Origin of the sequence: Micrococcus sp. IITD107 (genome assembly GCF_041927415.1) — a bacterium.
Lineage (GTDB): Bacteria > Actinomycetota > Actinomycetes > Actinomycetales > Micrococcaceae > Citricoccus > Citricoccus terreus.
The window spans coordinates 417722-440852 of record NZ_JBHFFN010000002.1; the positions used below are offsets into that span (position 1 = coordinate 417722).

The window sequence follows — 23131 nt, forward strand, 5'->3', positions numbered from 1 at the left end:
GTCCTCCACAGTCCTACAGTGGAGGGGTGACTGTCGAGAGTACGAACCGCACCCCGTCCATCCACTCCGTCCAGACCGGGGAGGACGGTGCCGCCCGCAAGCTGGTGTTCCTGCACGGTCTGTTCGGCCGGGGCAAGAACTTCGCCTCGATCGCCAAGGCCCTGCAGCCCGAGTTCCAGTGCCTGCTGGTGGATCTGCCCAACCACGGCAAGTCGACGTGGACCGAGGAGTTCGACTACGTGCAGATGGCCGATGCCGTGTCGGACCACCTGGCAGCCGGCTTCGCCCAGGACGGTCCGGTGGATGTGCTGGGGCACTCCATGGGCGGCAAGGTGGCGATGATCCTGGCGCTGCGTCACCCTGAACTGGTGCGCAAGCTCGTGGTCGAGGACGTGGCCCCCGTGGACACCGGAGCCGGCCGCAGCGAGTTCGACCACCTGCTGGGATCACTGATCGCTCTGGACCTGGACTCGGTCTCGAGCCGGTCGGACGCCGACGCTCAGCTGCAGGAGCCGATCGGCCAGCGTGGAGTGCGGGGCTTCCTGCTGCAGAACCTGGTGCGCACTGACGGCGGGTTTGCCTGGGAGCCGAACCTGGAGCTGCTGCACGGCCAGCTGGACCGGGTGATGGGCTTCCCTGCCGAGTCGCTGGAGGGGAAGAGCTTCGACGGGCCGGTGCTGTGGATGGCCGGAGAGCGCTCGGACTACGTCAAGGACGAGGACCAGCCGACCATGGAGGGATGGTTCCCCCGCACGCTGCGCGTAACCATCAAGGGTGCCACCCACTGGGTGCATTCGGACCAACCCGAATCGTTTACCGTTGCGCTGCGGACCTTCTTGCTGGCGGACTGACGGGCCGCGTGGACCGGGCGCTAGGAGTGGGCCGTGCCCAACGGCAGCACAGCCACGCTCTGATGCCGGGGCCGATGGCCGTGTCCCTGCAGCACCGATTCGACCAGGTGCACCTCGGGGACCTCCCAGAGACGTGAACTGAACGTCTCCAGCACGCGGATCCATCGGGTGGCGTTGGTGCCCCGGCCGGGGCGGGCCAGCGTCAGATGGGGTGTGAAGGCCTTGCCGTCCGGAGTGGCGCCAGCACGGTTGGCGGCGTTGCGGACGCGGCGGGCCAGGCCACGGAGCTGTTCGGCGCCATCCTCGACGCCGAGCCAGAGCACGGCTGGTCGGTCTGGGTGCGGGAAGGCCCCGGCCCCGTGCAGTCCGCACAGGAAGGACTCGGTGCCAGCACAGGCCTCCGCCAGCAGGTCAGCGAGGGGTTCCACCGAGCGGTCCGGAACGGCTTCCATGAAGGCCAACGTCAGATGCATCTGCTCCGGTGGGGTCCATCTCATCCCGGGTCGGGCCTCGAGGAACTCGGCCAGCTCCTCGCGGACGTCCTCGGGAGGGTAGACGGCAGCGAACATCCTGGTTCCCATGCGGGCAGTGTATCGAGGGTGATTGAGGGGGAGGGCGACCCGAGGTCGGCTCCTGCACAGGGGGCCAGCTGGCCAGGAGAGTCCACGTTCTGGGGTGCTGGGCTTATCGTGTCCATCCGCCACTCTAGAGTCGAAGGCATGTTCGATACATCGTCAGTAGACCGCATGGAGGAGCCCCGGAACCCGGTGCTCCGGCCTCCCGCGCTGACGGAGCTGATCGCCCAGTTGGCGCAGATGCCTGTGGCGGCGGATGAAGCGGAGGCCATCGATCGGATCCGGCTGCTCGAAGAACTCAAGGGCGCCTGTGCCGCCGCGCAGGCCCGCGAGTCGGCTGCACTGTTCCAGATGCGATGCGCAGCCCAGGAGGCCGAGGGCATTCCGGAGAACGAACGCGGCCGAGGGGTTGCCGCAGAGGTGGCTCTGGCGCGTCGGGACTCACCGGCTCGAGGATCGCAGCACCTCGGGCTGGGGCGGACACTGGTGACGGATATGCCCCACACGCTGGCGGCATTGGCCGAGGGGTGGATCTCCGAGTGGGTGGCCACCTGTGTCTGCCGCGAGGTCATCTATCTCTCTGCCGAGAACCGGCGACGGGTGGACGAGCTGATCAAGGACCTGCTCGGCGAGGTCAGTCTCGGCCGGCTCCGCGGCCGGGTGCGAGCGCTGGTCCAGGAGGTGGACCAGGCCGCCGTGGTGGCCCAGCGTGAACGGGAGAAGGCGCAGCGACACGTCTCGGTCCGCCCTGCGCCGGGTGACATGGCCTATCTGACGGCACTGGTCCCGCTCCAGCAGGCGATCAGCGTCTACGCCACGCTGACACGGGATGCCGCCACTCTCGTGGGGGTTGGAGACCCGGAGGGGCGGTCCCGATCTCAAGTGATGGCCGACCTGCTGGTGGAACGGTCCACAGGTCAGAGCGCCGCTCCCGCCGTCCCCGCGGAGGTGCAGCTGATCATGACAGACCGGACACTGCTGGGCGGCGAGGACATTCCTGCCTGGATCCCCGGGCACGGTCCGCTGCCGGCTTCGAGCGCTCGATCCTGGATCCGCGATGAGGCACTCGAGGTCTACCTGCGCCGGCTCTACACGGATCCGCAGAGCGGACAGCTGGTGGGCATGGAGTCCCGCCGCCGAGAGTTCCCGGAGTCGCTTCGCAGGATGGTCATCCTGCGTGATGACGTCTGCCGGACCCCGTACTGCGATGCGCAGATCAAGCACCTGGACCACGCCGTGTCGGTGCAGTCCGGGGGAGAGACCTCCTGGGCGAACGGCTCCGGACTGTGCGCCCGGTGCAACTACACCAAGGAGAACCCCGGGTGGAGCCACCAGGCCTCTCCGGACAGACTGGAGGTCACCACGCCCACCGGGCATCGGTACCGCACTGATACAGAGTCCCTGATCCAGAAGATGAATGCAGGTGCAGGTTCACCCGCACGATGCAGCGCCGCCGAACGGGCCGCAGGCAGACTGCCACCGATCGAGTTCCCGCAGGGCTGGGTTCCACGGGTCAACGTGGAGTGGGTCAGGATGGTTCCCACATGACCGGGCCTGACCGCGACCGGGCGCGACTACTCGGCTGCGTGGGAACCGTGCCGGTTCTGATCCGCTGGGGGATAGGGCCTGCTCTGGTCGGCGGTTCCCTGGCGGTCCGTGGCCACGGCGGCACCGGGCGTCAGACCGCCCACACGCGCACGCAGATCACCGGATTGGTGGCCTGCCGAGCCCTCGGCAGCGTCGTCGACCTCGTGATCGTGGCCAGCGTCGTCCCCGTGGCCCTTGCCGTGCTTCATGAACGGCAGGGAGTGCAGCACGAATATCACGATCAGACCCCACACCAGGCCCAGGATGGCCGAGCACAGGGTGTTCACCAGCCAGGCCAGCGCCGGGCCCACCCCGGCGATGCCCGCGAAGGGGGCTTCGAGGGTGTGGACGAAGTCATACAGGACCGGCCAGCCCAGGTCCTTCAGACCCACGAGGATGATGTGGCCGCCGACCCACAGCATGGCCACGGTGCCGATGAGGGTGATGAAGCCCAGGACCTTGGGCATCGCCTTGACCAGCATCTCGCCGACCTTCTGAGTGCCGGCGGAGTCCTTGCGGGTCAGGTGCAGGCCGATGTCGTCCATCTTCACGATCAGGGCGACCGCCCCGTAGACCAGCACGGTGATGGCGATGGCCACGACCACCAGGATCATGGCGCGGACGATGAACTCCTGGTCGGCCACCTCGTTCATGGAGATCACCATGATCTCGCAGGAGAGGATGAAGTCGGTGGTGATGGCACCCTTGACGACCTTGTTCTCAGCCTCCGGACCCTTCTCGATGGCGGGCTTGGACTTCTCCGGATGGTGACCGCGGATCTTGCCCCAGACCTTCTCGGCGCCCTCGTAGCAGAGGTAGGTGCCGCCGAGCATGAGGATGGGCGTGAGGCTCCACGGTGCCAGCCAGGACAGCAGCAGCAGGACGGGAAGGATGACCAGCAGCTTGTTGATCAGCGAGCCCTTGGCGATCTTCCAGATCATCGGAAGCTCGCGGGAGGGATCCGCTCCGGTCACGTACTGAGGGGTGACGGCGGCGTCGTCGATCACCACGCCGGCAGCCTTGGCGCCGGCCTTGGCCGCACCGGCGGCCACATCATCCACGGAGGCCGCTGCGATGCGCGCCAGGGCGGCGACGTCATCCAGCAGCGCGACCAGGCCGCCGCTCACCGCTGGGCTCCGGTCAGAGTGAGGGAGACGGTGGCAGTGGACGTGCGGAGGGCACAGGCAGACAGGCCTGTGGCGGTGACCGAGCGGGTGTTGGACATGCAGAAAGCATACGACGACGCCCGGTCACCTCCGGCGTTGCGCCAGGGACACCCCCGGTGACGATAATCTCCCTGTCCTGCCCAGACTCTGCACAGGCAGAGTCGGTAGACTGGGTCGCCGGTGGCCCGCCGACCCCTGTTCACCTCCGGTCAGAGCGAGTGGCGCGACATGTGCCCGTCGCCGAGCACCGACTTCCATGGACGCGAAACCCGCAGAGGACTTCCCATGGACAGAACCGACCAGGGAGGTCCTTTCCCATGCCTCAGCACGCCTCGAACCAGGCCGCTCAGCCCGCCGACCCCACCGAGACCCCGGTGACCCCCACCGCAGGTGCCGCCGACCTGCCCAGCCGGCCGGCCGTCGTCGGGAAGGATGGCGTCAGCCCCACTGCCGTCCCCCTGGGCCCAGGTGGGAAGCCCGCCCTGGTGGGACGCCGTGTCTTCCGCACCCCCACTCAGCGCCGGGTGGTCTACGCGGTGATCTTCGAGGCCCTGGCGATCGTGTTCACCACCCTGATCCTGGCCGCCCTGGGCAACTCCGCCGGGCCGAGCTTCCTCGTGGGGGTGGTGTCCTCTGCGGTGGCCCTGATCTGGAACATGGTCTTCAACACGCTGTTCGAGAAGTGGGAAGCCTGGTCCGGCCACACCGGGCGCCCCCTGTGGGTGCGCATCCTGCACATGACCCTCTTCGAGAGCGGACTGGTGCTGTTCCTGGTGCCGGCCGTGGCCCTGATCCTCCAGATCAGCCTGTGGGAGGCATTCCTCTACGAGCTGGCCCTGATCATCTTCTTCCTGATCTACACCGGCATCTACGCCTGGTGCTTCGACCGGGTGTTCGGCATGCCCGACTCGGCTCAGCCCCAGGCTTGACCGGGTGGCAGACCCCGCTCAGCGCAGGTTGAGGAACTCCTGGATGGCCGGCAGCTCACGCTGGGCCTGATCCATCCCGGCCTCGTAGGAGGCGGCAAGCTTGGCCACGCTGCGCTCTCCGTTGGCCACCGGCATCCGATCCGGGAAGTACAGGTACGCCCGCCCCTCCCGCTCCAGCTCGAACAGGCGCTCACGGGTCTCGTTGTAGGAGCGCCACCGGTTGATCAGCGCCTCGGCGATGGCCGGATGGGTGCGGAAATAGCGTTGGTAGAACGCCGGGAAACGCTCGGGCCGCTTCACGTAACGACGCTCCCGGGTCATGATCACCAGGAAGCGGTCGTATCCGGCGTCCTGTGCGGCGGAAAGCGGGATTCCGCCGTCCGGTCCCAGCGCGCCGTCCACGTAGGTGCGCCCGTCCAGCTTCACCGGCGGCATCAGCACCGGCATGGTGGAGGAGGCCCGGACCCGGATCATCAGGTCCTGCAGGCGGGGGGTGTCCTCCTTGCCCCACCAGACCATCCTGCCGTCGGCGGCATCGAAGGCCCCGAACCGGACCGTGGCCGGATTGGCCTGATAGGTGGCGAAGTCATAGGGCAGAGCCTGGCCCGGCAGGCCGGTCTTCTCATAGATGTACTGGGCGTTGAACATTCCCTGCCCGCGCAGGAAGGTCTTCCAGCCGCCGAACTGTGGGTCTGCGGCGAACTCCACGAACGAGGTGCGCGCGCGGACGCCATCGCGCGCCATGTAGTTGGCCGTGTTGGAGGACCCAGCGGAGATGCCGGCCACGAAGTCCGTGTGGATGCCCGCCTCCAACAGGGTGGCGACCATGGGGGCCGTGTAGGACGCGCGCATGCCGCCGCCCTCGAACAGCAGGGCGGTGTCGGTGATGTTGCAGCTCAGGTCCACGATGGTCAGCCTAGACGGCTCCGGCGGCGACATGCTGGTACCTCGTCCGCGCGGACCCGTAGGCTGAGGCCATGGCTACCACCGCATTCAAGTCCGAGACCGTGAACACCGTCGGAGAGCTGCCCGCTGAGGGCTCCTCCGCTCCCGCCTTCGAGCTGGTCGGCACCGACCTGGCTCCCGTGACCAGCAAGGACCTGGCCGGCCGCACCGTCATCCTGAACATCTTCCCGTCCCTGGACACCGGTGTGTGCGCCGCATCCGTGCGCAAGTTCAACGAGCTCGCCGCCGGCTTGGAGAACACCTCCGTGGTGTGTGCCTCCGCCGACCTGCCCTTCGCCCAGGCCCGCTTCTGCGGTGCCGAGGGGATCGAGAATGTCACCGCCGCCTCTGCCTTCCGTTCCAGCTTCGGCCAGGACTACGGCGTCACCATGACCGATGGCCCGCTCGAGGGTCTGCTGGCCCGCTCGGTCGTGGTCGTGGATGCTGAGGGCAAGGTCGTCTACACCCAGCTGGTCCCCGAGATCACCGACGAGCCCGACTACGACGCCGCTCTGGAGGCAGCCCAGCGCTGACCGTCGGTCTGATCGCTGTGTGAGCATCCATGCATCCGTCCCACGACGACGAGAACCCCGGCCGCCCAGCGGCCGGGGTTCCGCCGTATCCACAGCGGCCTCCCAGGACGGGCAGTGCAGAACCCTGGTCTCCGCCTCATCAGGCCGCGCCGGACTGGACCGGTGCGTGGCCGTCGTCGGGCTCGGGTCCAGGGCCGTACGCGCCGCCTCAGCAGACCTGGGGTCCGCCCCCACCGCCGCCGAGGAGACGACGAGGACTGGCCTATCGGCTGATCGTGGTGGCTGGGTTCCTGGCCGGGGCGATCCTCGCCGGCGGGGTGGGCACCTTCGCCGTCCAGGAGATCCAGGAGGCGATCGAGGCCTCCCAGCCGCGGGCTGCCGCGCCGGTGCTCGACGGCGAGCAGATCGCCCAGGACCTCCAGTTCGCCCACGACGGCATCCGCGTGGACTGGGAGGCCGATCCGCAGATCGCTGACGGAGGCCTGGACGCGGGACACCGGGTCACGCGGGCGCCCGGAGTGCTCATGGTGGACACGCTGACTCTGCGCGGCATGGGCGTGGGGACCGGGATGGTGCTCAGCCAGGACGGTCTGGCGGTGACCAACTACCACGTGGTCGAGGACTCCTCAGAGGTCACCGTCACGGTGGCGGACACGGGCCGGCGGTACACGGCCGTGGTGCTGGGCCGCGACTCCCGCCATGATGTGGCCGTGCTGCAGCTGGAGGAGGCCGACGGGCTGACCACGGTCAGCATCGATGAGCAGATGCCCCGCCGTGGGGACCTGACGGCAGCCGTCGGCAACGGCGGTGGACAGGGATACCTGACGGCGGTGACCGGCGAGGTGACCGGACTGGACCGGTCCATCATGGCCGGTTCGGAGATCCCGGACGACTACTCCCGGCTGACCGGACTGATCGAGACGGAGGCGGATGTGGTCCCCGGATACTCCGGAGGACCCCTGGTGAACGACGACGGCCAGGTGGTGGGGGTGACCACGGCCGCTTCGCGTGGGGAGACCGCGCGCGAGGTGGACGGCTACGCCATTCCGATCACCGTGGCGCTCGGGGTGGTGGACCAGGTGCTCTCCGGGGAGGAGACCGAGACCGTGAGCATCGGGGTGGATGGCGCCCTGGGGATCATGGTCTCCACCGTGGACGGCGCCGCCCGGATCGAAGAGGTCACTGAGGGCTCAGCGGCCGAGAAGCTGGGCCTGCGCGCTGGGGACACCGTGCTGCGCGTGGACGGTGAAGAGGTGGTCAGCTCCAAGGAGCTGGCCGACCTGGTCAATGACCGCAACGCCGGGGACACCGTCACCGTGGAGTGGCGGACCTCAGACGGGGAGCCTCGTCAGGGCCAGGCCGTGCTGCAGGAGGCCGTGGTCAACTGACGGTCAGCTCGTCGTCCACCACCACTCGACCGGCCACGCGCAGCCCGGCGGCAGTCATCACCACGCCGGAGCAGGCCATCATGATCAGCACAGCGGTCCAGGTCCCGGTGGCCGCGTGGATCAGACCCACCACGAACGGGCCGATCGCCGCCAGGATGTAACCCACCGGCTGGACGAACCCGGAGAGCCGAGCAGTGACGTGCGGGTCCCGACTGCGGGCCGGGATCAGAGCGATCGCGGTGGGGAAGGCGAAGCTGCCCAGCCCCAGGATGATCGCCCAGAGCAGCGCCAGGGAGACCGGCGCCAGCAGCAGTCCCACGTAGCCGATCAGTGTCAGGGTTCCGAAGCCCACCATCCACGGGGCCAGGGTGCGGGAGCGGTCGATCACCGTGGGCATGATCAGCCCACCGATGATGCCCAGCCCGGCGATCACGGCCAACAGCGTCCCTGCATGACCTGCAGAGAGCCCGGCGTCCCGGTAGATCTGCGGGATCCAGCCGAACTGGACGTAGGCGTTCATGGACTGCACCCCGAACAGCACGGTCAGTGCCACCGCGGCCGGCGATCGAGTCAGAGGAATGGCGGGCCCGTCGCCCGGAGGGGTCGGTGGGAAGTCGTGGCCGGTGCGGCGGGCCACCACCAGCCACAGTCCCAGCGGAATCACCGCGGCCAGTCCCCACAGGGCCAAGGACCAGCGCCACCCGTCCGGCTGGCCCAAGGCATCGGCGACACCGGAGGCCAGCGGGGCAGACAGCAAAGCACCCGCAGATCCGCCCACGGTGAGGAATGCGCTGTAGAGGGTCATCAGCAGCACGGTGCGGGGGCCGCCATGACGCTTGATCCAGGCCGGGACCAGAACGTTGCCGATCCCCATGCCTGCCAGCGCCACCGCCGTCAGGCCCAGGAACAGCCAGGGGTTCGGCATCCACACCCGGGTGAGCAGGCCCAGCACCGTCAGCCCCATGCCGAGGGCGATCGCCACCGACAGGCCGGCGCGCTGGCCCAGCCTGACCGAGACGAACCCGACCACGCCGAAGCACAGTCCGGGCAGCGCGGTCAGCATGCCGGCGCCGCTGCCGTCCAGTCCCAGGGCAGCGGAGACCTCCTGCAGGACCGGACCCAGGGACGTGGCCCCGGGGCGGAGATTGACGGAGATCAGCAGGACCGCTGCCATGGCCAGCCCCAGCGGGACGGCAAGACCAGGACGGCGCGAGGGAGACGGGGACGGGGTCGAAGCGAGCACCCCACAGTTCTACACGGAGGCGACGCCCTGCAGGGACACCCGGATCAGACGGAGGCGAACAGCAGCAGGGAGACCGCCATGACCGCCATGCCCGCCACCAGCCCATAGATCGCCAGATGGTGCTTGCCGTACTCGTGGGCGGTGGGCAGCAGCTCATCCAGCGAGATGAACACCATGATCCCGGCGACCATCCCGAACGTCACCCCCAGGGTCATGCCGTTCAGGAAGGGCATCAGCAGCAGGAAGCCGACCAGAGCGCCGATCGGCTCGGCCAGACCGGAGAGGAAGGACCAGCGCACGGCCTTGCGGCGGGATCCGGTGGCCTGCCGGATGGGAACCGCCACGGCCACGCCCTCGGGGATGTTGTGGATGGCGATGGCCAGGGCCACCGGGATGGCCACCGAGGGGTCCTTCAGGCCGGCGATGAACGTGGCGAAGCCCTCCGGGAAGTTGTGGATGGCGATCGCCACGGCGGTCATGGTCCCGGCGCGCATCAGCCGGCGCCGGTCCAGTGAGGCCTCGGGGTCCAGCACGGAATGGGGCTCGTGCGGGTTGATGGCGCTGGGCACCAGCCGGTCGATCACCCCGATCACCAGCATCCCGCCGAAGAACGCCGCGACGGCCCACCAGCCCGCCGGTCCGGCCCCGACCTCCTCGCCGATCGACTCGACGGCCTTGGGCAGGATCTCCACCAGGGAGACGTAGAGCATCACGCCCGCGGAGAAGCCCAGTGAGACGGAGAGGAAGGTGGCGCTGGTGCGTCGGGAGACCACGGAGGCCAGTCCGCCGATCCCGGTGGCCAGTCCGGCGAAGACGGTCAGGCCGAAGGCGAACCAGAAGTTCTCCATCATCGCTCTGCGCCCCTGCCTGCCGGTGCCTGTGTGCGCAGCACCTGCGCGGATCCGCGCACCAGTCTAGGGTCGAGCCATGAGCTCCTCCCGCTCGGACTGGTCCGCTGCCCTCGACCTGGCCGCCAGCCGCGGTGCCGCCGTGCAGCTGACCGTCATCCATCGAGGCCACACGGTCCTGCACGACTCCGTGCGCTGCACTCCGGACGCCCTGGGCTGGCTGTTCTCGGCGGGCAAGCCCTTCACGTCGCTGCTGATCCACCGCCTGGCGGCCACCGGTGCGCTGGACCTGGACGAGCCGATCGCGCGGCACTGGCCTGAGTTCGGCACGGGTGGAGCCGGCACCAAGGCGGCGACCACGGTGCGTGATGTGCTCTGCCACCGCACCGGCGTCCCCACGGCCGGTCCGTACGTTCGTGCCGTGCTGAGCATGCAGGACCCTGCGGCCTCGGCACGGCGGGTCGCCTCGGCGCGGCGCCGCACCCGCCGCTACAGGCACGCTGTGAACCACCTTCCCGACGACGCCCCCTCCTTCTCCGCGGTGGCCGCCTACCAGCCCCTGGACTTCGGGATCATCCTGGCTCAGGTCGTCCGGTCGGTCACCGGACGCCCGTGGGAGCAGGCCCTGCGTGAGCTGGTGCTGGAGCCCATGGGCCTGACGGATGTCCACCCTGGGGTCCCGGACAAGCATCTGCACCGGTGCCTGCCGGTGGACGGCTCGCTGTGTGCCCTGCCCGGGGGTCCGGTGGTGGCGCGGATCGTGAACCGCCGCTCGGTCCGTCAAGCCGTGATCCCGGCGGCGGGCATCTCCACCACGGCATCCGAGCTGGCCCGGTTCTACGCCCAGCTGCTGCACGCCCCGGAGCTGGAGGCGCTCAGTGAGCCCAGCTCACAGGGTGAACGGGATGCGTGGACCCGGTTGGAGACCCGGTGGGGGACCGGGGTCCAGCTCGGGGGGACCGGCCAGTGGTGTCCCTTCGGAGTCACCAGCACCGCTCGTACGTTCGGCCACAACGGTTCGGATGTGTGCCTGGGCTGGGCGGATCCGGACCTGGACCTGGCCGTCGGGCTGATCACGGACCGGGCCAGTGGGAGCGCGCAGGACAAACGACTGCTGGTCAAGCTCTCCGACCTGATCCGTTCGCTGGCGGCGAACATCCCCGGTGAGACGGCAGCGTCGGGTGGGTGACGTCGTCGGGGGATCCTGACTGCTCTCTTAAGGCATGTGGCGGGCCGGCGGTCTGGACCCTCCAGATCAGCCCGTCATGGACCCACGGCGAGACCGGATTCGGGGCCGACCGATTGCTAGGGTGGAGCGCATGTCCACCGCTCTCACCCTGACCCTGCTTGCGGTGGGCCTCGTCCTGACTCCGGTGCTCTGCCGGCTGCTCGGACGCAACGCCGGCTGGCCGCTGGCCGTGGTCTACCTCGGAGCCGCCGCGCTCTACTGGCCGGCCCTGTCCGCCGGCCCCGGCACCGATGCCGCCGACGTCTCCGTCCCCTGGGTCACCTTGGGCGAGCTGACCGTCCATGCCTCCTTCTCGGCGGACCCGATCGCCAGTGTCTTCACCCTGATCGCGCTGCTGATCGGGGCCGTGGTGCTGATCTACTCCACGCGCTACCTGGAGCCGGGGCCGAACCTGAGCTTCTATCTGGGCATGGCCCTGTTCACCCTGGCCATGGTGGGACTGGTCACCGCGGATGACCTGATCGTGCTGTTCCTGTGCTGGGAGCTGACCTCGCTGGCCAGCTTCCTGCTGATCGCCCGGTCCGGTCAGGGCGCGTTCGCCCCGTCCATGCGCACGCTGCTGATCACCTTCGTGGGCGGGCTGGCCCTGTTGGCCGCGGTGGCGCTGATCGCCGTGCGCACCGGCACCACCTCCATCCGGGAGGCTCTGGCATCCGAGGTCTGGACCCAGGACCCGGGCCTGCTGACCCTGGTGGGCGTGCTGGTGGCCGTGGCCGCCATGACCAAGTCCGCCCAGTTCCCGTTCCACTCCTGGCTGCCGGATGCCATGGCCGCCGCCACCCCGGTCTCGGCCTATCTGCACGCCGCCGCCGTGGTGAAGGCCGGCATCTTCCTGCTGCTGCGCTTCTCCCCGGCCTTCCACGGGGACACCGTCTGGCAGGTCCTGCTGGTCACCGCGGGCCTGGTCACCTCGGCCGTCGGCGGCTGGCGCGCTCTGCAGCAGACCGATCTGAAGAAGCTGATGGCCTACTCCACGGTCAGCCAGCTGGGCCTGATCGTCGCGGCGATCGGCACCGGGACGGAGGCTGGCATCGCCGCCGCCCTGATCCACACCATCGCCCACGCGATGTTCAAGTCCGGGCTGTTCATGATGGTGGGTGTGGTGGACCACGCCACCGGCACGCGCGATCTGCGCCGCATGCCCGCCCTGGCCCGCGCCCTGCCGTTCACCTTTGCCGTGACCGTGCTGGGTGCCGGAGCCATGGCCGGGATCCCGCCGCTGTTGGGCTTCGTCTCCAAGGAGTCGATCTTCACCGCGCTGAACCAGTGGGGCGGTGCCCTGCCGCTGCTCGGTGCGGCCCTGGGTTCGGTGCTGACCTTCGCCTACTGCGCCAAGATCGTGGTGGGCGGCTTCCTGGACCCGGCCCGCCGCACGCCGGAGGACCAGGAGACCAGCCTTCCCGACGACGCCACGCACCTGCACGCCCCCGGCCCGGTCCTGGTGGGCATGGCAGGTCTGCCGATCCTGGTCTCGGTCGCCGCCGTCTTCGTGCTGCCGCTGTTCGACACCGTGGTCGGCACGGCCACCGGTGCGGCGCTGCCCGCCACGGATCCACACCCGCACTTCGTGCTCTGGCACGGGATCACCCCTGAGCTGCTGACCACCCTGGCGGTGTTCGCCCTCGGCGCGGCCACCATCGCGACCCGCCGTCGCCTGTGGCCGGCCCTGGAGCAGCGCACCCTGCCGTTCAGCGGTGCCTCGATCCTGGAGTCCATCACCACCGGCGCCGAGCGTGCCGGCCGCGGCGTGGCCCGCCTGACCGCCTCTGACGCGGCCGGACCCCACGCGGGGATGATGGTCGGGTCCCTGGCCGTCGTCGTGCTGGCCGGTGTCGCCACCCTGGTGGCCAACGACGCCCTGGCGCCCCAGACCCCGGGTCTGACCCAGCCGATCGACGTGGTGCTGCTGGTGCTGATCGCCGCCTCGGTGATCGGTGTCTGCGTGGCCCGTTCCCGGCTGGGCGCCACCGTGGCCCTGTCCGCCGTGGGCATCCTGATGACCGTGCAGATCCTCTCCCTGGGCGCACCGGATGTGGCGCTGACCCAGCTGCTGGTCGAGTCGCTCACGGTGATCGTGATCATGCTGGTGCTGCAGCGCCTGCCCCGGACCTTCGAGCGCGTGAAGGTGCGCAAGGCCGCACCCGCCATCGCCATCTCCCTGGCCGCCGGTCTGGCCATGGGGCTGGCCACCTGGGCACTGACCTCCCGCCGCGGCAAGTCCGAGGTGGGGCAGTACCTGGTGGACAACGGACAGGACATCACCGGGGGAGACAACATCGTCAACGTGATCCTGGTGGAGTTCCGTGCCCTGGACACCCTGGGCGAGCTGGCCGTGCTCGGCATGACCGGCGTGGCGATCGCCGCGGTGCTCTCCACCGTCCGCTCCAGCCAGCTCGAGCCCACCCGGGTGGCCAACGCCCGAAGCACCGCCCAGACCCGCACGGACACGGAGTCCGTGCCGCAGCTGGGTTCGGCCACTGCCCGTCGAGCCATTCTGAGCTCGTGGGGCAACGCCGCGCAGCTGCAGCTGATGCTCAAGGTGCTCATGCCGATCCTGGCCGTCATCTCCGCCCTGCTGTTCTGGCGTGGTCACAATGAGCCGGGTGGCGGGTTCATCGCCGCCCTGGTCGGTTCGGCGATCGTCGGCCTGCTGTACCTGTCCACCTCGCAGGACCGTCAGATCGGCCCGCCGCGCGCCCCGATCTACCTGATCGGCGGCGGCGTGATCGTCGCCGTGGCCACCGGACTGGTGAACATGGTCTTCACCGGGACGTACATGGAGCCCCAGCACGGCTACATCCTGGGCGTGCATCTCAGCAGCTCCCTGGTGTTCGACCTCGGCGTCTACCTGGCGGTGATCGGGCTGCTGCTGCTGACCTTCAACGTGCTGGGCACCTCGCTGCCCCGCGAGCACGATCAGGACGCCGACCCCACGGCCCACCCGGAGCATCCCCGCCCCACCGCCTATGAGGGCATGCGCGAGCGCGTGGACGAGTCGGTGCACGGTGAGGTCGACGGCCCGTTGGACACGGTCAGAGGCGAGGAGCCTCGTCCCGTCCGTGCCGGCACCCGGCACATCGAGTCCGGGCGCCAGCCCTCTGAGTGGGGGAGGTCCTGATGTTCGTCCTGCCGATCACCGTGGGCATCCTGACCGCTGGAGGCGTGTGGCTGCTGCTGCAGCGCAGCATGGTCCGCTCCATCTTCGGTCTGACCCTGATCTCCCATGCGGCCAACCTGCTGCTGCTGGCCACCGGTGTGGCGGCCTGGCGCACGGAGCCGCTGATGAACACGGCCACCTCGGAGAACGCCGCGGACCCGCTGCCCATGGCCTTCGTGCTCACCGCGATCGTCATCTCCATGGCCTCGACCATCCTGATGCTGAGCATGGCCGCCATCGGACGCAATGACGATCAGGACCGCGCACCGGACACCGGGGAGGAGCACGCATGACCGCCGACCTCGCGAGCACCGCAGCCTCCCTGCTGCCCCTGTTCGTCGCCGTCCCCCTGCTGCTGGCCGGCGTCTCCGCCGTGACCCGCACCACGGCACTGGACCGCATCCTGTCCATCGGCGTCCCGGTGGCCTCCTTGGCCGGGGCGATCTGGCTGCTGACGCTGCACCAGAGCACACCGGTCATCGCCACGGCCGTCGGCTCCTACGAGGCCGGGATCGCCATCCCCTTCGTCTCGGACAGCCTCTCGGCGCTGATGCTGGCGGTGACCGGTCTGGCCACCGCCGCGGCCACCTGGTTCCTGTCCTTGACCGGGGAGGACCGCTACCGCTTCGTCCCGGCACTGGCCCTGATGCTGATGTCCGGCGTGAACGGCGCACTGCTGACCGGCGACCTGTTCAACCTCTTCGTCTTCGTGGAGGTCATGCTGCTGCCCTCCTACGCGCTGATCGCGGTCACCGGCTCCTGGCGACGCCTGGGCATCGGACGCATGTTCGTGATCATCAACCTGGTCACCTCCATCACCCTGCTGATGGGCGTCGGCCTGGTCTACGGCGCCGCGGGCAGCGTGAACCTGGCCGTGCTGGCCGGTGCCGCCGCGGAGGACCCGCAGGTCGCCGTGGCCGCCACCGTGGTCCTGGTCGCCCTGGCCATCAAGGCCGGCGTGGTCCCGGTGCACGGCTGGCTCCCGCGTGCCTACCCGGCCACCTCCGCCGGCATCATGGCCCTGTTCTCAGCGCTGCACACCAAGGTCGCCGTCTACGCCCTGTTCCGCGTCTGGTTCACCCTCTTCGCCCCCGCTGACTCCGGCACAGCGGAGGGCCCGACGACGGCCGGCGCGTTCCCTGCCCCGGACTCACCCGCCGCGGTGGTCGCGGTGGTGATGGGCGTCGTCGTGCTGGTCACCATGCTGGTGGGCGCCTTCGGCTCCCTGGGGGAGAAGCGGCTGCGCGGCGTGCTGGCCTTCCAGATGACCGCCGGCGTGGGGCACATCCTGATCGGTGCCGTGCTGGGATCTCCTGCTGCGGTGGCCGCGGGCCTGTTCTACCTGGTGCACCACGTGATCACCATGGCCTCCCTGCTGACCACGGCCGGCGCCGTTGAGCACACCTACGGCACCGGGACTCTGGGCCGGCTGACAGGGCTGATGCACCGCGAACGCCTCGCTGCCGTGCTGATCGCACTGGGCCTGCTGTCCCTGGCGGGTCTGCCGCCCACCTCCGGGCTGTGGGGCAAGCTGGGCCTGATGACCGCCAGTGCGGAGGCCGCCGGGAGCGCGGAGTCCGGCTCCTGGGGCGTGCTGCTGATCGTGGGCGTGCTGGCCTCGTCGGTGGTGACCCTGATCGCCCTGCAGCGACTGTGGGGCCGGAGCATGGCCGGCGCGCCGATGACCACCTACCGTGACCTGGCTCCCGCCGGCGGGCGCGGGGAGCTGAAGGAGATGACCGAGTCCGTGCGGATCCCCGGGCGGCTGCTGGCCCCCGGCGTGGTGATGATGACCGTGAGCGTGGCACTGTTCCTCGGGGCCGGCGCACTGATGCCCGTGGTGCAGGACGCCGCCCACGGACTGCTGGACACCACTGACTACGTGGAGGCGGTGCTGCGATGAGCTCGACCCCCCAGACCGGACGTGTGGAGTCGGCTGCCCCGCGTCGATCCCGCTTCAGCGTGGTGGGGATGATCCGCTATCTGCTCTGGCTCTCCGGGCAGATCATCTCCGGCTCCTTCACCATGGCCCGCAACGCCGTGCGTCCGGGGGAGTTCGCCCAGCCGGCCATCGTGGCGTTCCCGCTGCGGTGCGTGACCGACCTGGAGGTGACCTGGATGGCCTCCTCCATCACCATCACCCCGGGCACCCTGGTCCTGGGCACCGCCCACGGGACGGACACCGAGCCGGTGACCGTGTTCGTGCACTGTGTGTTCGATCAGGACCGGGCCGAGATCGAAGAGGGCCTGCGCGCCATGGAGGACCGTCTGCTCTCCATGCTGCGCAGCGAGCGCTGGCCGGGAGGTGGAGCATGAGCGTGGACCCGTTGACCGCCGCCCTGCTGTGGATCCCCATCGGCATCCTGGCCGCGTCCATCCTGTTGGGCCTGGTGCGGATCTACACGGCCACCACCCCCGCCCAGCGGGCCGTGGTGGGTGATCTGGTGTACTTCGCCGCGATCGGCATCCTGATGATGGTGGGCATCCAGAGCGGATCCGCCGTGGTGCAGGACGCCGCCATGCTCGCCGCGTTCCTGGGCATCCTGGCCACGGTGGCCCTGGGCCGCATCCTGACCCGAGGGGAACGGTGATCTCCATGCCCTGGTTTGACGTGCTGGCCGTGGTGCTGGCCACCGGCGGAGCCCTGCTCGTGCTGCTCTCCTCGGTGGCGATGCTGCGGGCCCGGGACGGGCTGCAGATGATGAACGTGTTCTCCCCGGCCACGGGCATGGGACTGCCGCTGATCGCGGTGGCGGTGTTCGTCCATCTGACCGGTTCCCGTGGCTTCTCCTGGTGGACCCTGCTGATCACCGGGGTGTCCGTCGCGGCACTGGTGATCGTCTCCTCGTTGGCCTCCAACACGCTGGCCCGCGCCATCTACCAGTCCGGCGCCGCCGTGGACCCACGGACGGAACCCCAGGACCTGGCCTGAGCGGTCCGCCGCATCAGGTCCTCATCTGCGCCTCACCGGGGTCTCATCCCGGTCTCATCCGGACCTGAGAGGCTGTGCTCAGCAGCCGGTCAGGATCCCTGACCCGAGTCGTGGAGGATGAGGGCATGAGCACGCCGCACACCCAGTCAGCCCCTCTCTCGCCGAGCCCTCAGGGGCGGACCGGCCGGGCCGTCGTCGTGGGATCAGGCCCCAACGGCCTCACTGCCGCCGCCCTGCTGGCCCGGCGCGGCTGGGACGTGGAGGTCTTCGAGCGCAACGCCATGATCGGCGGGGCCGCGGCGTCCTCCGACCTGCTGGGCCCGGGCACCACCGTGGACCTGGGCGCCGCCGGACATCCGTTCGGCGTGGTGAGCCCGGCCTTCCGCGAACTCGAGCTGACCGAACACGGACTGGAGTGGCTGCACCCGGAGCTGCCCATGGCCCACCCGCTGGAGGGCCGCCCGGCAGCTGTCCTGCACCGGTCCCTGGAGCAGACCGCCCGGGAGCTGGACGGGGACGGACACGCCTGGACCGCCCTGCACCGCCCGATCGTGGAACACCTGGACCGGCATGTGGAGAACATCCTGGGGCCGTTGCTGCGGGTGCCGCCGCACCTGACGGACATGGTCCGGTTCGGACTACGGGCCCCCTGGCCGGCCAGCGCTCTGGGCCGGGTCCTGTTCCGGGACGAGCCGGCGCGGGCCCTGTTCGCCGGATCCGCCGTCCACGCTGTGGTCCCGCCCGGCAGCCTGCTGACCTCGGCGTTCGGGACCGTGTTCGGCGCCATCGGCATGACGCACGGCTGGCCGGTGGCTGCCGGCGGCACGGGGTCCATTCCGGCCGCGCTGGCCTCGATCATCACCTCCCACGGTGGGCGGATCCACCTGGGCCAGGAGATCACCGACCTCGCCCAGCTGCCCCCGGCGGACGCCGTGCTGCTGGACCTGACACCGCGCCAGGTGCTGGCTCTGGAGGGCGTGGACCTGGCGCCGGGTTTCGCCCGGCGGATGCGGAACTGGCGGTACGGCACCGGTTCGTCCAAAGTGGACTATCTGCTGGACGGACCCATCCCGTGGACGGACCCGCGGGTGGCCGGGGCGGGGACCGTGCATGTGGCCGGCACCGTGGCCGAGCTCCAGCACGCCGAGGCCGAGGCCCGCGCCGGACGGCTGCCGGACAGGCCGTTCGTGATGGTCTGCCAACAGCAGGCCGCCGATCCCACTCGTGCCCGGGGCCCGGTAGCCGGCTCCACCGTGGTCTGGACCTACGCCCACGTGCCGGCCGGCTGTGACACCCCGGTGGACGGGCTGATCGAGGCCCAGATCGAACGGTTCGCGCCGGGATTCCGGGACCGCATCCTGCGCCGGGTGGCCAGCACCCCCTCGATCCTGGAGGCATGGAACCCGAACCTGATCGGGGGTGATGTCGCCGGCGGTTCGATGGGCGGGCTGCAGCAGGTGCTGCGGCCTGGGCTGACCTTCTCCCCGCACCGCACTGGCACGCCCGGGCTGTACCTGTGCTCCTCCTCCACTCCGCCCGGCGGGGGAGTGCACGGCATGGCCGGCTACTGGGCCGCCCGCGCGGCCATCCAGGACCTGCACGACGACGGCCGGTGACCACACTCGGGCACCTCACCTCGCGCGGCCATCACCGGTCGCACCGCCCGCTGTGCACTGCACCGCATCGCATCGCACCCACACCTGATGAGAGGACCAGCGTGAACCAGACCCCGAGCCCACCGCCCACCGGTCGGGATGCCCTCGCCCTGGCCGGAGGTGTGGCCTTCGCCGCCGTCCTGCTGGCCCCGCTGCGCCACTACTGGAGTGCGGACCGCAACGCCAAGAACACCCGGGACTCCTTCCCCCTGTCCACCTATCCCATGTTCTCCGAGGACCGGAAGGACCGTGCCTGGGTGCCGCATGTCGTCGGGTACACCGCAGGGGGTGAGCGTGTGCTCCCGCACCACCAGCACTTCGGCGCCGGGGGACTGAACCAGGTCCGCAAGCAGATCGCCCGAATGGTGCGGAAGGGCCGAGCGGTGGAGGTCGCCCAGCGCTACGCCGATGCCCTGCATGCCCAGCGTGACCGGTCCGCCCGGGGGAGCGGCCCGGGTGCCGTGCGTCGCCGCAAGGAGGCGGCGATCGTCCGTGTGGAGGTGGTCCGCTCTCGATTCCACTTCGACACCTACTACGCCGGCACCACTGAACCGCAGACCGAGACCGTGCATGCCCGGTGCACCGTGGGGGGCACCGCCGAAGCCGTCCAGCCCACTCGCCCCGTCTCCGCACGCACCGCACCGATCGAGGAGCTGTCATGAACCGCCCCCTGGACCTGCCTGCCGCCGAGGGACGCTGGATGCACCGCGCCCTGGACCTGTTCCGTCCGGCCGCCCAGCCCCTTCGGCCCGCCGTGCTGCGCCTGGCCACCGGTGCCTTCTCCGCGGTGCACCACCTCCGCCGCCGCGGCATGTTCCAGAAGCTGCACCGCCAGGACGCCTCGCAGTTCACCCCGGTCGGTGTGGTCAAGGTGCTGAAGCGGCCCCTGCCTCCGGTGGTGGCCGACCGCCTGTTCGATGCCGCCCAGGGGGTCAACGCCGCCGCCACGCTGGGCATCGGGCACCGCGTCACCGGGCCGCTGAACGCCGCACTGCAGCTGTGGACCATCAGCTACCGCAACTCCTGGACCATGCTCCTGCACAACGACAACATGCTCGTGCTGCACCAGATGGTCCTGGGCACCACGCGCTCGGCGGACGCGCTGAGCGTGGACTCCCTCCTGCGCGATCGCACGCTGGCGCCGGAGCGCTTCGACCGCGCCTACGGCGGCATCCCCACCGCCATGAACATCGCGACGACGGCCGTCTACGTCATCTCCGGCGTCGCCAAGGTGCGGGGCCCCTTGGGTCTGCGGTGGGCGAAGGGTGATGTCCTGCGTGGCCAGATCGCCATCGACGGACTGCGGAAGGACCTGTTCGGCTCGGCCAAACCGGAGGCCGGGACGGTGTTGTACCAGCAGAAGGAGCTGTTCACGGCGTTGGCCGTCACCGCTCTGGTCGTGGAGCTGGGAGCCCCGTTGTCACTGCTCCACCGGCGTCTGGGACAGCTCTTCGCGGTCGGAGCGTGGGGGATGCACGTGGGCATTCGGATCGTGATGGGGATCCGCTTCAAGTACAACGTCTCGGGCCTGTCCTACCTGCCCTACTTCCCGCTGGGCGGGCAGTTGCCGCGGTGATCGGCCTGGAGCGGTCCTGAGGTCACGGACCGGTGAGGAGGCAGACGCCGATCGGGTGTGGTGGACACGCCCGGTCGGCGTCGTCGTTCGATGAGAGTTTTCCGACGGCAGAGCCGACGGCCGCCTCGTGATGACGGCCGTCACGGGGACCCAGGGGCCCGACATCTCGCGGAAACACGGCCGTGACGTCGCGGATCCGGCACGTTACGGGATGGTAACGATTGACACGCCCGGTGCATATTCAATGTTGCTTTCGCATGTGAGCGGACTATTCTCATGTCACCTTGTGGTGCTCCTCACGTTGATGAGGTGGTCAGCCCATGTTGATCGTCTTGTGAAGGCCCCACAGCCCCCTTGATGGGTCTGGAGCACTCCGAACCCTCGCACCCTGTATGAATGGAGCGCTTTGATGAAGTTCACAAAGCTTTCTGCCGCTGCCGCGCTCGTCGCCGGCTCGGCACTGGTCCTGTCCGCCTGCGCCCCCGCGGGCCCGGCTGACAACAACAACGGTGGATCCGGGAACACCCAGTCCGCTGACGGCGGCAACGGCGGCGAACTGGCCACCGGTGAGTTCGGCAACAAGCTGACCGTTCAGCCTGAAGACGAGACCGCGCTGGCTGACCTCGGCGATGTCGAGACGAAGGAGGGATCTGTCGCCTACTCCGTGGGTGAGGACGAGTTCACCTCCTACAACGGCATGACACCAGCCACGTACTCCACGTACAACTCTGCCGTGGTGGATCGGATGCAGCCGAGCTTCTTCTACTTCGGCACCGATGGCACCATCCACCCGAACGAGGACATGGGCAGCTACGAGAAGGTCTCGGATGAGCCGCTCCAGGTGAAGTACACCATCCATGAGGACGCCGTCTGGTCTGACGGCACCCCGGTGACCGTGGCGGACTACATCGCCAAATGGGGCTGGTCCAACCCGCGCATCACCTCCGGGTCGGGCGAGGACGAGGCACCGATCTTCCAGGCCATCTCGCACACTTTCGGTGAGTACGTGGAGGAGGCACCGGAGGGTGATCCGTCCGGTAAGGAGTTCACGGTCACCTTCAAGGAGCCCTACGCCGACTGGGAGATCATGATGGACGCCGTCCTGCCGGCGCACGTCATGGCTGAGCAGTCGGATATGTCCCTGGAGGAACTGATTGAGGCCGTCAAGGCCGAGGACGCCGAGGCTCTGGCTCCGGTTGCCGAGTTCTTCAACGAGGGCTGGAACACCTCACCGGGTGAGGTGCCGTCCGACGACATCGCGCCGTCCGCCGGGCCGTACAAGTTCAAGAGCTGGGAGCCGGGTCAGTCGATCACCCTGACCGCCAACGACAAGTACTGGGGAACCCCGCCCGCCACTCAGGATCTCGTCATCCGCTTCGCAGCGGCGGACACCCACGTCCAGGCCCTGGACAACGGGGACCTGAACGTCATCGAGCCGCAGGCCACGGTGGATACCCTGGACCAGCTGAAGAACCTGGGCGACAAGATCGTCATTCAGCAGGGCTCGGAGATGACCTGGGAGCACCTGGACTTCAACTTCCGCGATTCGTCCCCATTCGCTGACTCCCTGGAGCTGCGTCAGGCCTTCGCCCTGTGCGTCCCGCGGCAGACCATTGTGGACAACCTGATCAAGCCGCTTGATCCTGAGGCCCAGGTGTTGAACGCTCGGGAGGTCTTCCCCTTCCAGGACAACTACCAGGAGGTCGTGGACGCTGCCTATGAGGGCCAGTATGACGAGGTCAACATCGAGGAGGCCAAGAAGCTGGTCGAGGCGTCCGGTGTGGACAACCCCACCGTCCGCATTGGGTACAACTCGCCCAACCCGCGGCGCGCTGAGACTGTGGCCTTGATCAAGTCCTCCTGTGACGAGGCTGGCTTCACCATCGAGGACGCCGGCAACGAGGCCTTCTTCACGGAGACGGTGGTGAACGGTGACTACGACGTCGCCCTGTTCGCCTGGGCTGGATCCGGGCAGATCGCTTCCGGTCGCAACATCTACTCCTCGCTGCCCGTGGGCCAGCAGAACTACGGCGAGTACTCGAATGAGGAGTTGGATCAGGAGTGGAGCACCCTGGCTGGCTCGGTGGATCCCGAGGTCCACGCTGAACAGGTGAAGAAGATCGAGAAGATCCTCTGGGATGATCTCTTCGGTATTCCGCTGTACGCCCACCCGGGTGTGCTGGCGCACTCTGAAGACGTGGCTAACGTCCGCGCCACTGCCACCCAGAACGGCGCACTGTGGAACGTGGAGCAGTGGGTCCGCGCCGAGTGATCTGAAGATCATTCGAGTCGCTGACGTCTGAGCTCGCTCAGAGGGAGGCCCGGTCGCCTTGGTGGCCGGGCCTCACTCTCTGTAGACATCACGACGTCGGGCCGACCGACGTCGACGTGACTCTCCGGTAATCTCACTACTTCAGAGGGGCGGCCGCGACGACCAGGCCCCCCCACCTGTCCCCAGTCCCTGACCTCACCCCCCGGTACGGAAGGCACTTCTCGT

Annotated in this window: 21 protein-coding genes; 16 read left to right on the forward strand and 5 right to left on the reverse strand. The window is 69.1% G+C overall.

The window, feature by feature from the left end; genetic code table 11:
- The first annotated feature begins 26 nt into the window (after positions 1-26).
- Positions 27-851 carry an alpha/beta fold hydrolase gene (locus tag ACEXHE_RS06310; protein ID WP_374785118.1) on the forward strand — a complete coding sequence of 275 codons (825 nt, stop codon included), beginning with the start codon at positions 27-29 and terminating at the stop codon, positions 849-851.
- Positions 852-871: 20 nt separating this feature from the next.
- Here the strand turns inward: ACEXHE_RS06310 and thpR are convergent, their stop codons facing one another.
- Positions 872-1432 carry an RNA 2',3'-cyclic phosphodiesterase gene (gene thpR, locus ACEXHE_RS06315; RefSeq protein WP_260060853.1) on the reverse strand — a complete coding sequence of 187 codons (561 nt, stop codon included), beginning with the start codon at positions 1430-1432 and terminating at the stop codon, positions 872-874.
- 138 nt (positions 1433-1570) lie between these two features.
- On the opposite strand from thpR, the gene ACEXHE_RS06320 reads away from it, so the two are divergent.
- On the forward strand, positions 1571-2974 hold the full coding sequence (locus ACEXHE_RS06320) for a DUF222 domain-containing protein (protein ID WP_374785119.1): 1404 nt from the start codon (positions 1571-1573) through the stop codon (positions 2972-2974).
- 26 nt (positions 2975-3000) lie between these two features.
- Here ACEXHE_RS06320 and ACEXHE_RS06325 read toward each other — a convergent pair whose 3' ends face one another.
- Positions 3001-4140 (reverse strand): DUF808 domain-containing protein, encoded by a 1140-nt coding sequence (locus tag ACEXHE_RS06325; protein ID WP_374785120.1) that lies wholly within the window; start codon positions 4138-4140, stop codon positions 3001-3003.
- 356 nt (positions 4141-4496) lie between these two features.
- On the opposite strand from ACEXHE_RS06325, the gene ACEXHE_RS06330 reads away from it, so the two are divergent.
- Complete coding sequence (locus tag ACEXHE_RS06330) at positions 4497-5108, forward strand: PACE efflux transporter (RefSeq protein WP_374785121.1); 612 nt, start codon at positions 4497-4499, stop codon at positions 5106-5108.
- Between the two features lie 18 nt (positions 5109-5126).
- Here the strand turns inward: ACEXHE_RS06330 and ACEXHE_RS06335 are convergent, their stop codons facing one another.
- Positions 5127-6047, reverse strand: a complete 921-nt coding sequence (locus tag ACEXHE_RS06335; protein ID WP_374785122.1) for a patatin family protein — start codon at positions 6045-6047, stop codon at positions 5127-5129.
- Between the two features lie 38 nt (positions 6048-6085).
- On the opposite strand from ACEXHE_RS06335, the gene tpx reads away from it, so the two are divergent.
- Positions 6086-6586 (forward strand): thiol peroxidase, encoded by a 501-nt coding sequence (gene tpx / locus ACEXHE_RS06340; protein ID WP_091693261.1) that lies wholly within the window; start codon positions 6086-6088, stop codon positions 6584-6586.
- 278 nt (positions 6587-6864) lie between these two features.
- The gene (locus ACEXHE_RS06345) at positions 6865-7974 is read left to right on the forward strand and encodes a S1C family serine protease (RefSeq protein ID WP_374785123.1); all 1110 of its coding nucleotides are present in this window, start codon (positions 6865-6867) and stop codon (positions 7972-7974) included.
- Here the strand turns inward: ACEXHE_RS06345 and ACEXHE_RS06350 are convergent.
- Both ACEXHE_RS06350 and zupT read right to left on the reverse strand, forming a co-directional pair.
- Positions 7967-9217 carry a CynX/NimT family MFS transporter gene (locus ACEXHE_RS06350; RefSeq protein ID WP_374785124.1) on the reverse strand — a complete coding sequence of 417 codons (1251 nt, stop codon included), beginning with the start codon at positions 9215-9217 and terminating at the stop codon, positions 7967-7969. The genes ACEXHE_RS06345 and ACEXHE_RS06350 overlap by 8 nt on opposite strands.
- Before the next feature lie 44 nt (positions 9218-9261).
- Positions 9262-10065 carry a zinc transporter ZupT gene (zupT, locus tag ACEXHE_RS06355; protein ID WP_374785257.1) on the reverse strand — a complete coding sequence of 268 codons (804 nt, stop codon included), beginning with the start codon at positions 10063-10065 and terminating at the stop codon, positions 9262-9264.
- A gap of 79 nt (positions 10066-10144) precedes the next feature.
- Here zupT and ACEXHE_RS06360 point away from each other — a divergent pair, with 79 nt between their 5' ends.
- The 11 genes from ACEXHE_RS06360 to ACEXHE_RS06410 all read left to right on the forward strand — a co-directional run bounded on the left by ACEXHE_RS06360 (position 10145) and on the right by ACEXHE_RS06410 (position 22906).
- Complete coding sequence (locus ACEXHE_RS06360; protein ID WP_374785125.1) at positions 10145-11254, forward strand: serine hydrolase domain-containing protein; 1110 nt, start codon at positions 10145-10147, stop codon at positions 11252-11254.
- Positions 11255-11384: 130 nt separating this feature from the next.
- Entirely contained in the window at positions 11385-14432 is a 3048-nt protein-coding gene (locus tag ACEXHE_RS06365; RefSeq protein ID WP_374785126.1) for a DUF4040 family protein, read from the forward strand.
- On the forward strand, positions 14432-14764 hold the full coding sequence (locus tag ACEXHE_RS06370) for a sodium:proton antiporter (protein WP_091693912.1): 333 nt from the start codon (positions 14432-14434) through the stop codon (positions 14762-14764). Before ACEXHE_RS06365 ends, ACEXHE_RS06370 begins: the two co-directional genes overlap by 1 nt.
- On the forward strand, positions 14761-16374 hold the full coding sequence (locus ACEXHE_RS06375) for a proton-conducting transporter membrane subunit (protein ID WP_374785127.1): 1614 nt from the start codon (positions 14761-14763) through the stop codon (positions 16372-16374). The genes ACEXHE_RS06370 and ACEXHE_RS06375 overlap by 4 nt, the downstream gene beginning before the upstream one ends.
- Complete coding sequence (locus ACEXHE_RS06380) at positions 16371-16787, forward strand: Na+/H+ antiporter subunit E (RefSeq protein ID WP_374785128.1); 417 nt, start codon at positions 16371-16373, stop codon at positions 16785-16787. The genes ACEXHE_RS06375 and ACEXHE_RS06380 overlap by 4 nt, the downstream gene beginning before the upstream one ends.
- A complete protein-coding gene (locus tag ACEXHE_RS06385) occupies positions 16784-17062 on the forward strand; it encodes a monovalent cation/H+ antiporter complex subunit F (protein WP_374785129.1) in 279 nt (92 codons plus the stop codon). Before ACEXHE_RS06380 ends, ACEXHE_RS06385 begins: the two co-directional genes overlap by 4 nt.
- A 5-nt stretch (positions 17063-17067) precedes the next feature.
- Entirely contained in the window at positions 17068-17403 is a 336-nt protein-coding gene (locus ACEXHE_RS06390; RefSeq protein ID WP_374785130.1) for a cation:proton antiporter, read from the forward strand.
- A gap of 125 nt (positions 17404-17528) precedes the next feature.
- Complete coding sequence (locus tag ACEXHE_RS06395; RefSeq protein WP_374785131.1) at positions 17529-19019, forward strand: phytoene desaturase family protein; 1491 nt, start codon at positions 17529-17531, stop codon at positions 19017-19019.
- Positions 19020-19120: 101 nt separating this feature from the next.
- Complete coding sequence (locus tag ACEXHE_RS06400; protein ID WP_277245643.1) at positions 19121-19720, forward strand: hypothetical protein; 600 nt, start codon at positions 19121-19123, stop codon at positions 19718-19720.
- A complete protein-coding gene (locus ACEXHE_RS06405) occupies positions 19717-20634 on the forward strand; it encodes a hypothetical protein (RefSeq protein WP_374785132.1) in 918 nt (305 codons plus the stop codon). The genes ACEXHE_RS06400 and ACEXHE_RS06405 overlap by 4 nt, the downstream gene beginning before the upstream one ends.
- Positions 20635-21043: 409 nt before the next feature.
- On the forward strand, positions 21044-22906 hold the full coding sequence (locus ACEXHE_RS06410) for an ABC transporter family substrate-binding protein (protein ID WP_374785133.1): 1863 nt from the start codon (positions 21044-21046) through the stop codon (positions 22904-22906).
- The last annotated feature ends 225 nt before the right edge of the window (positions 22907-23131 follow it).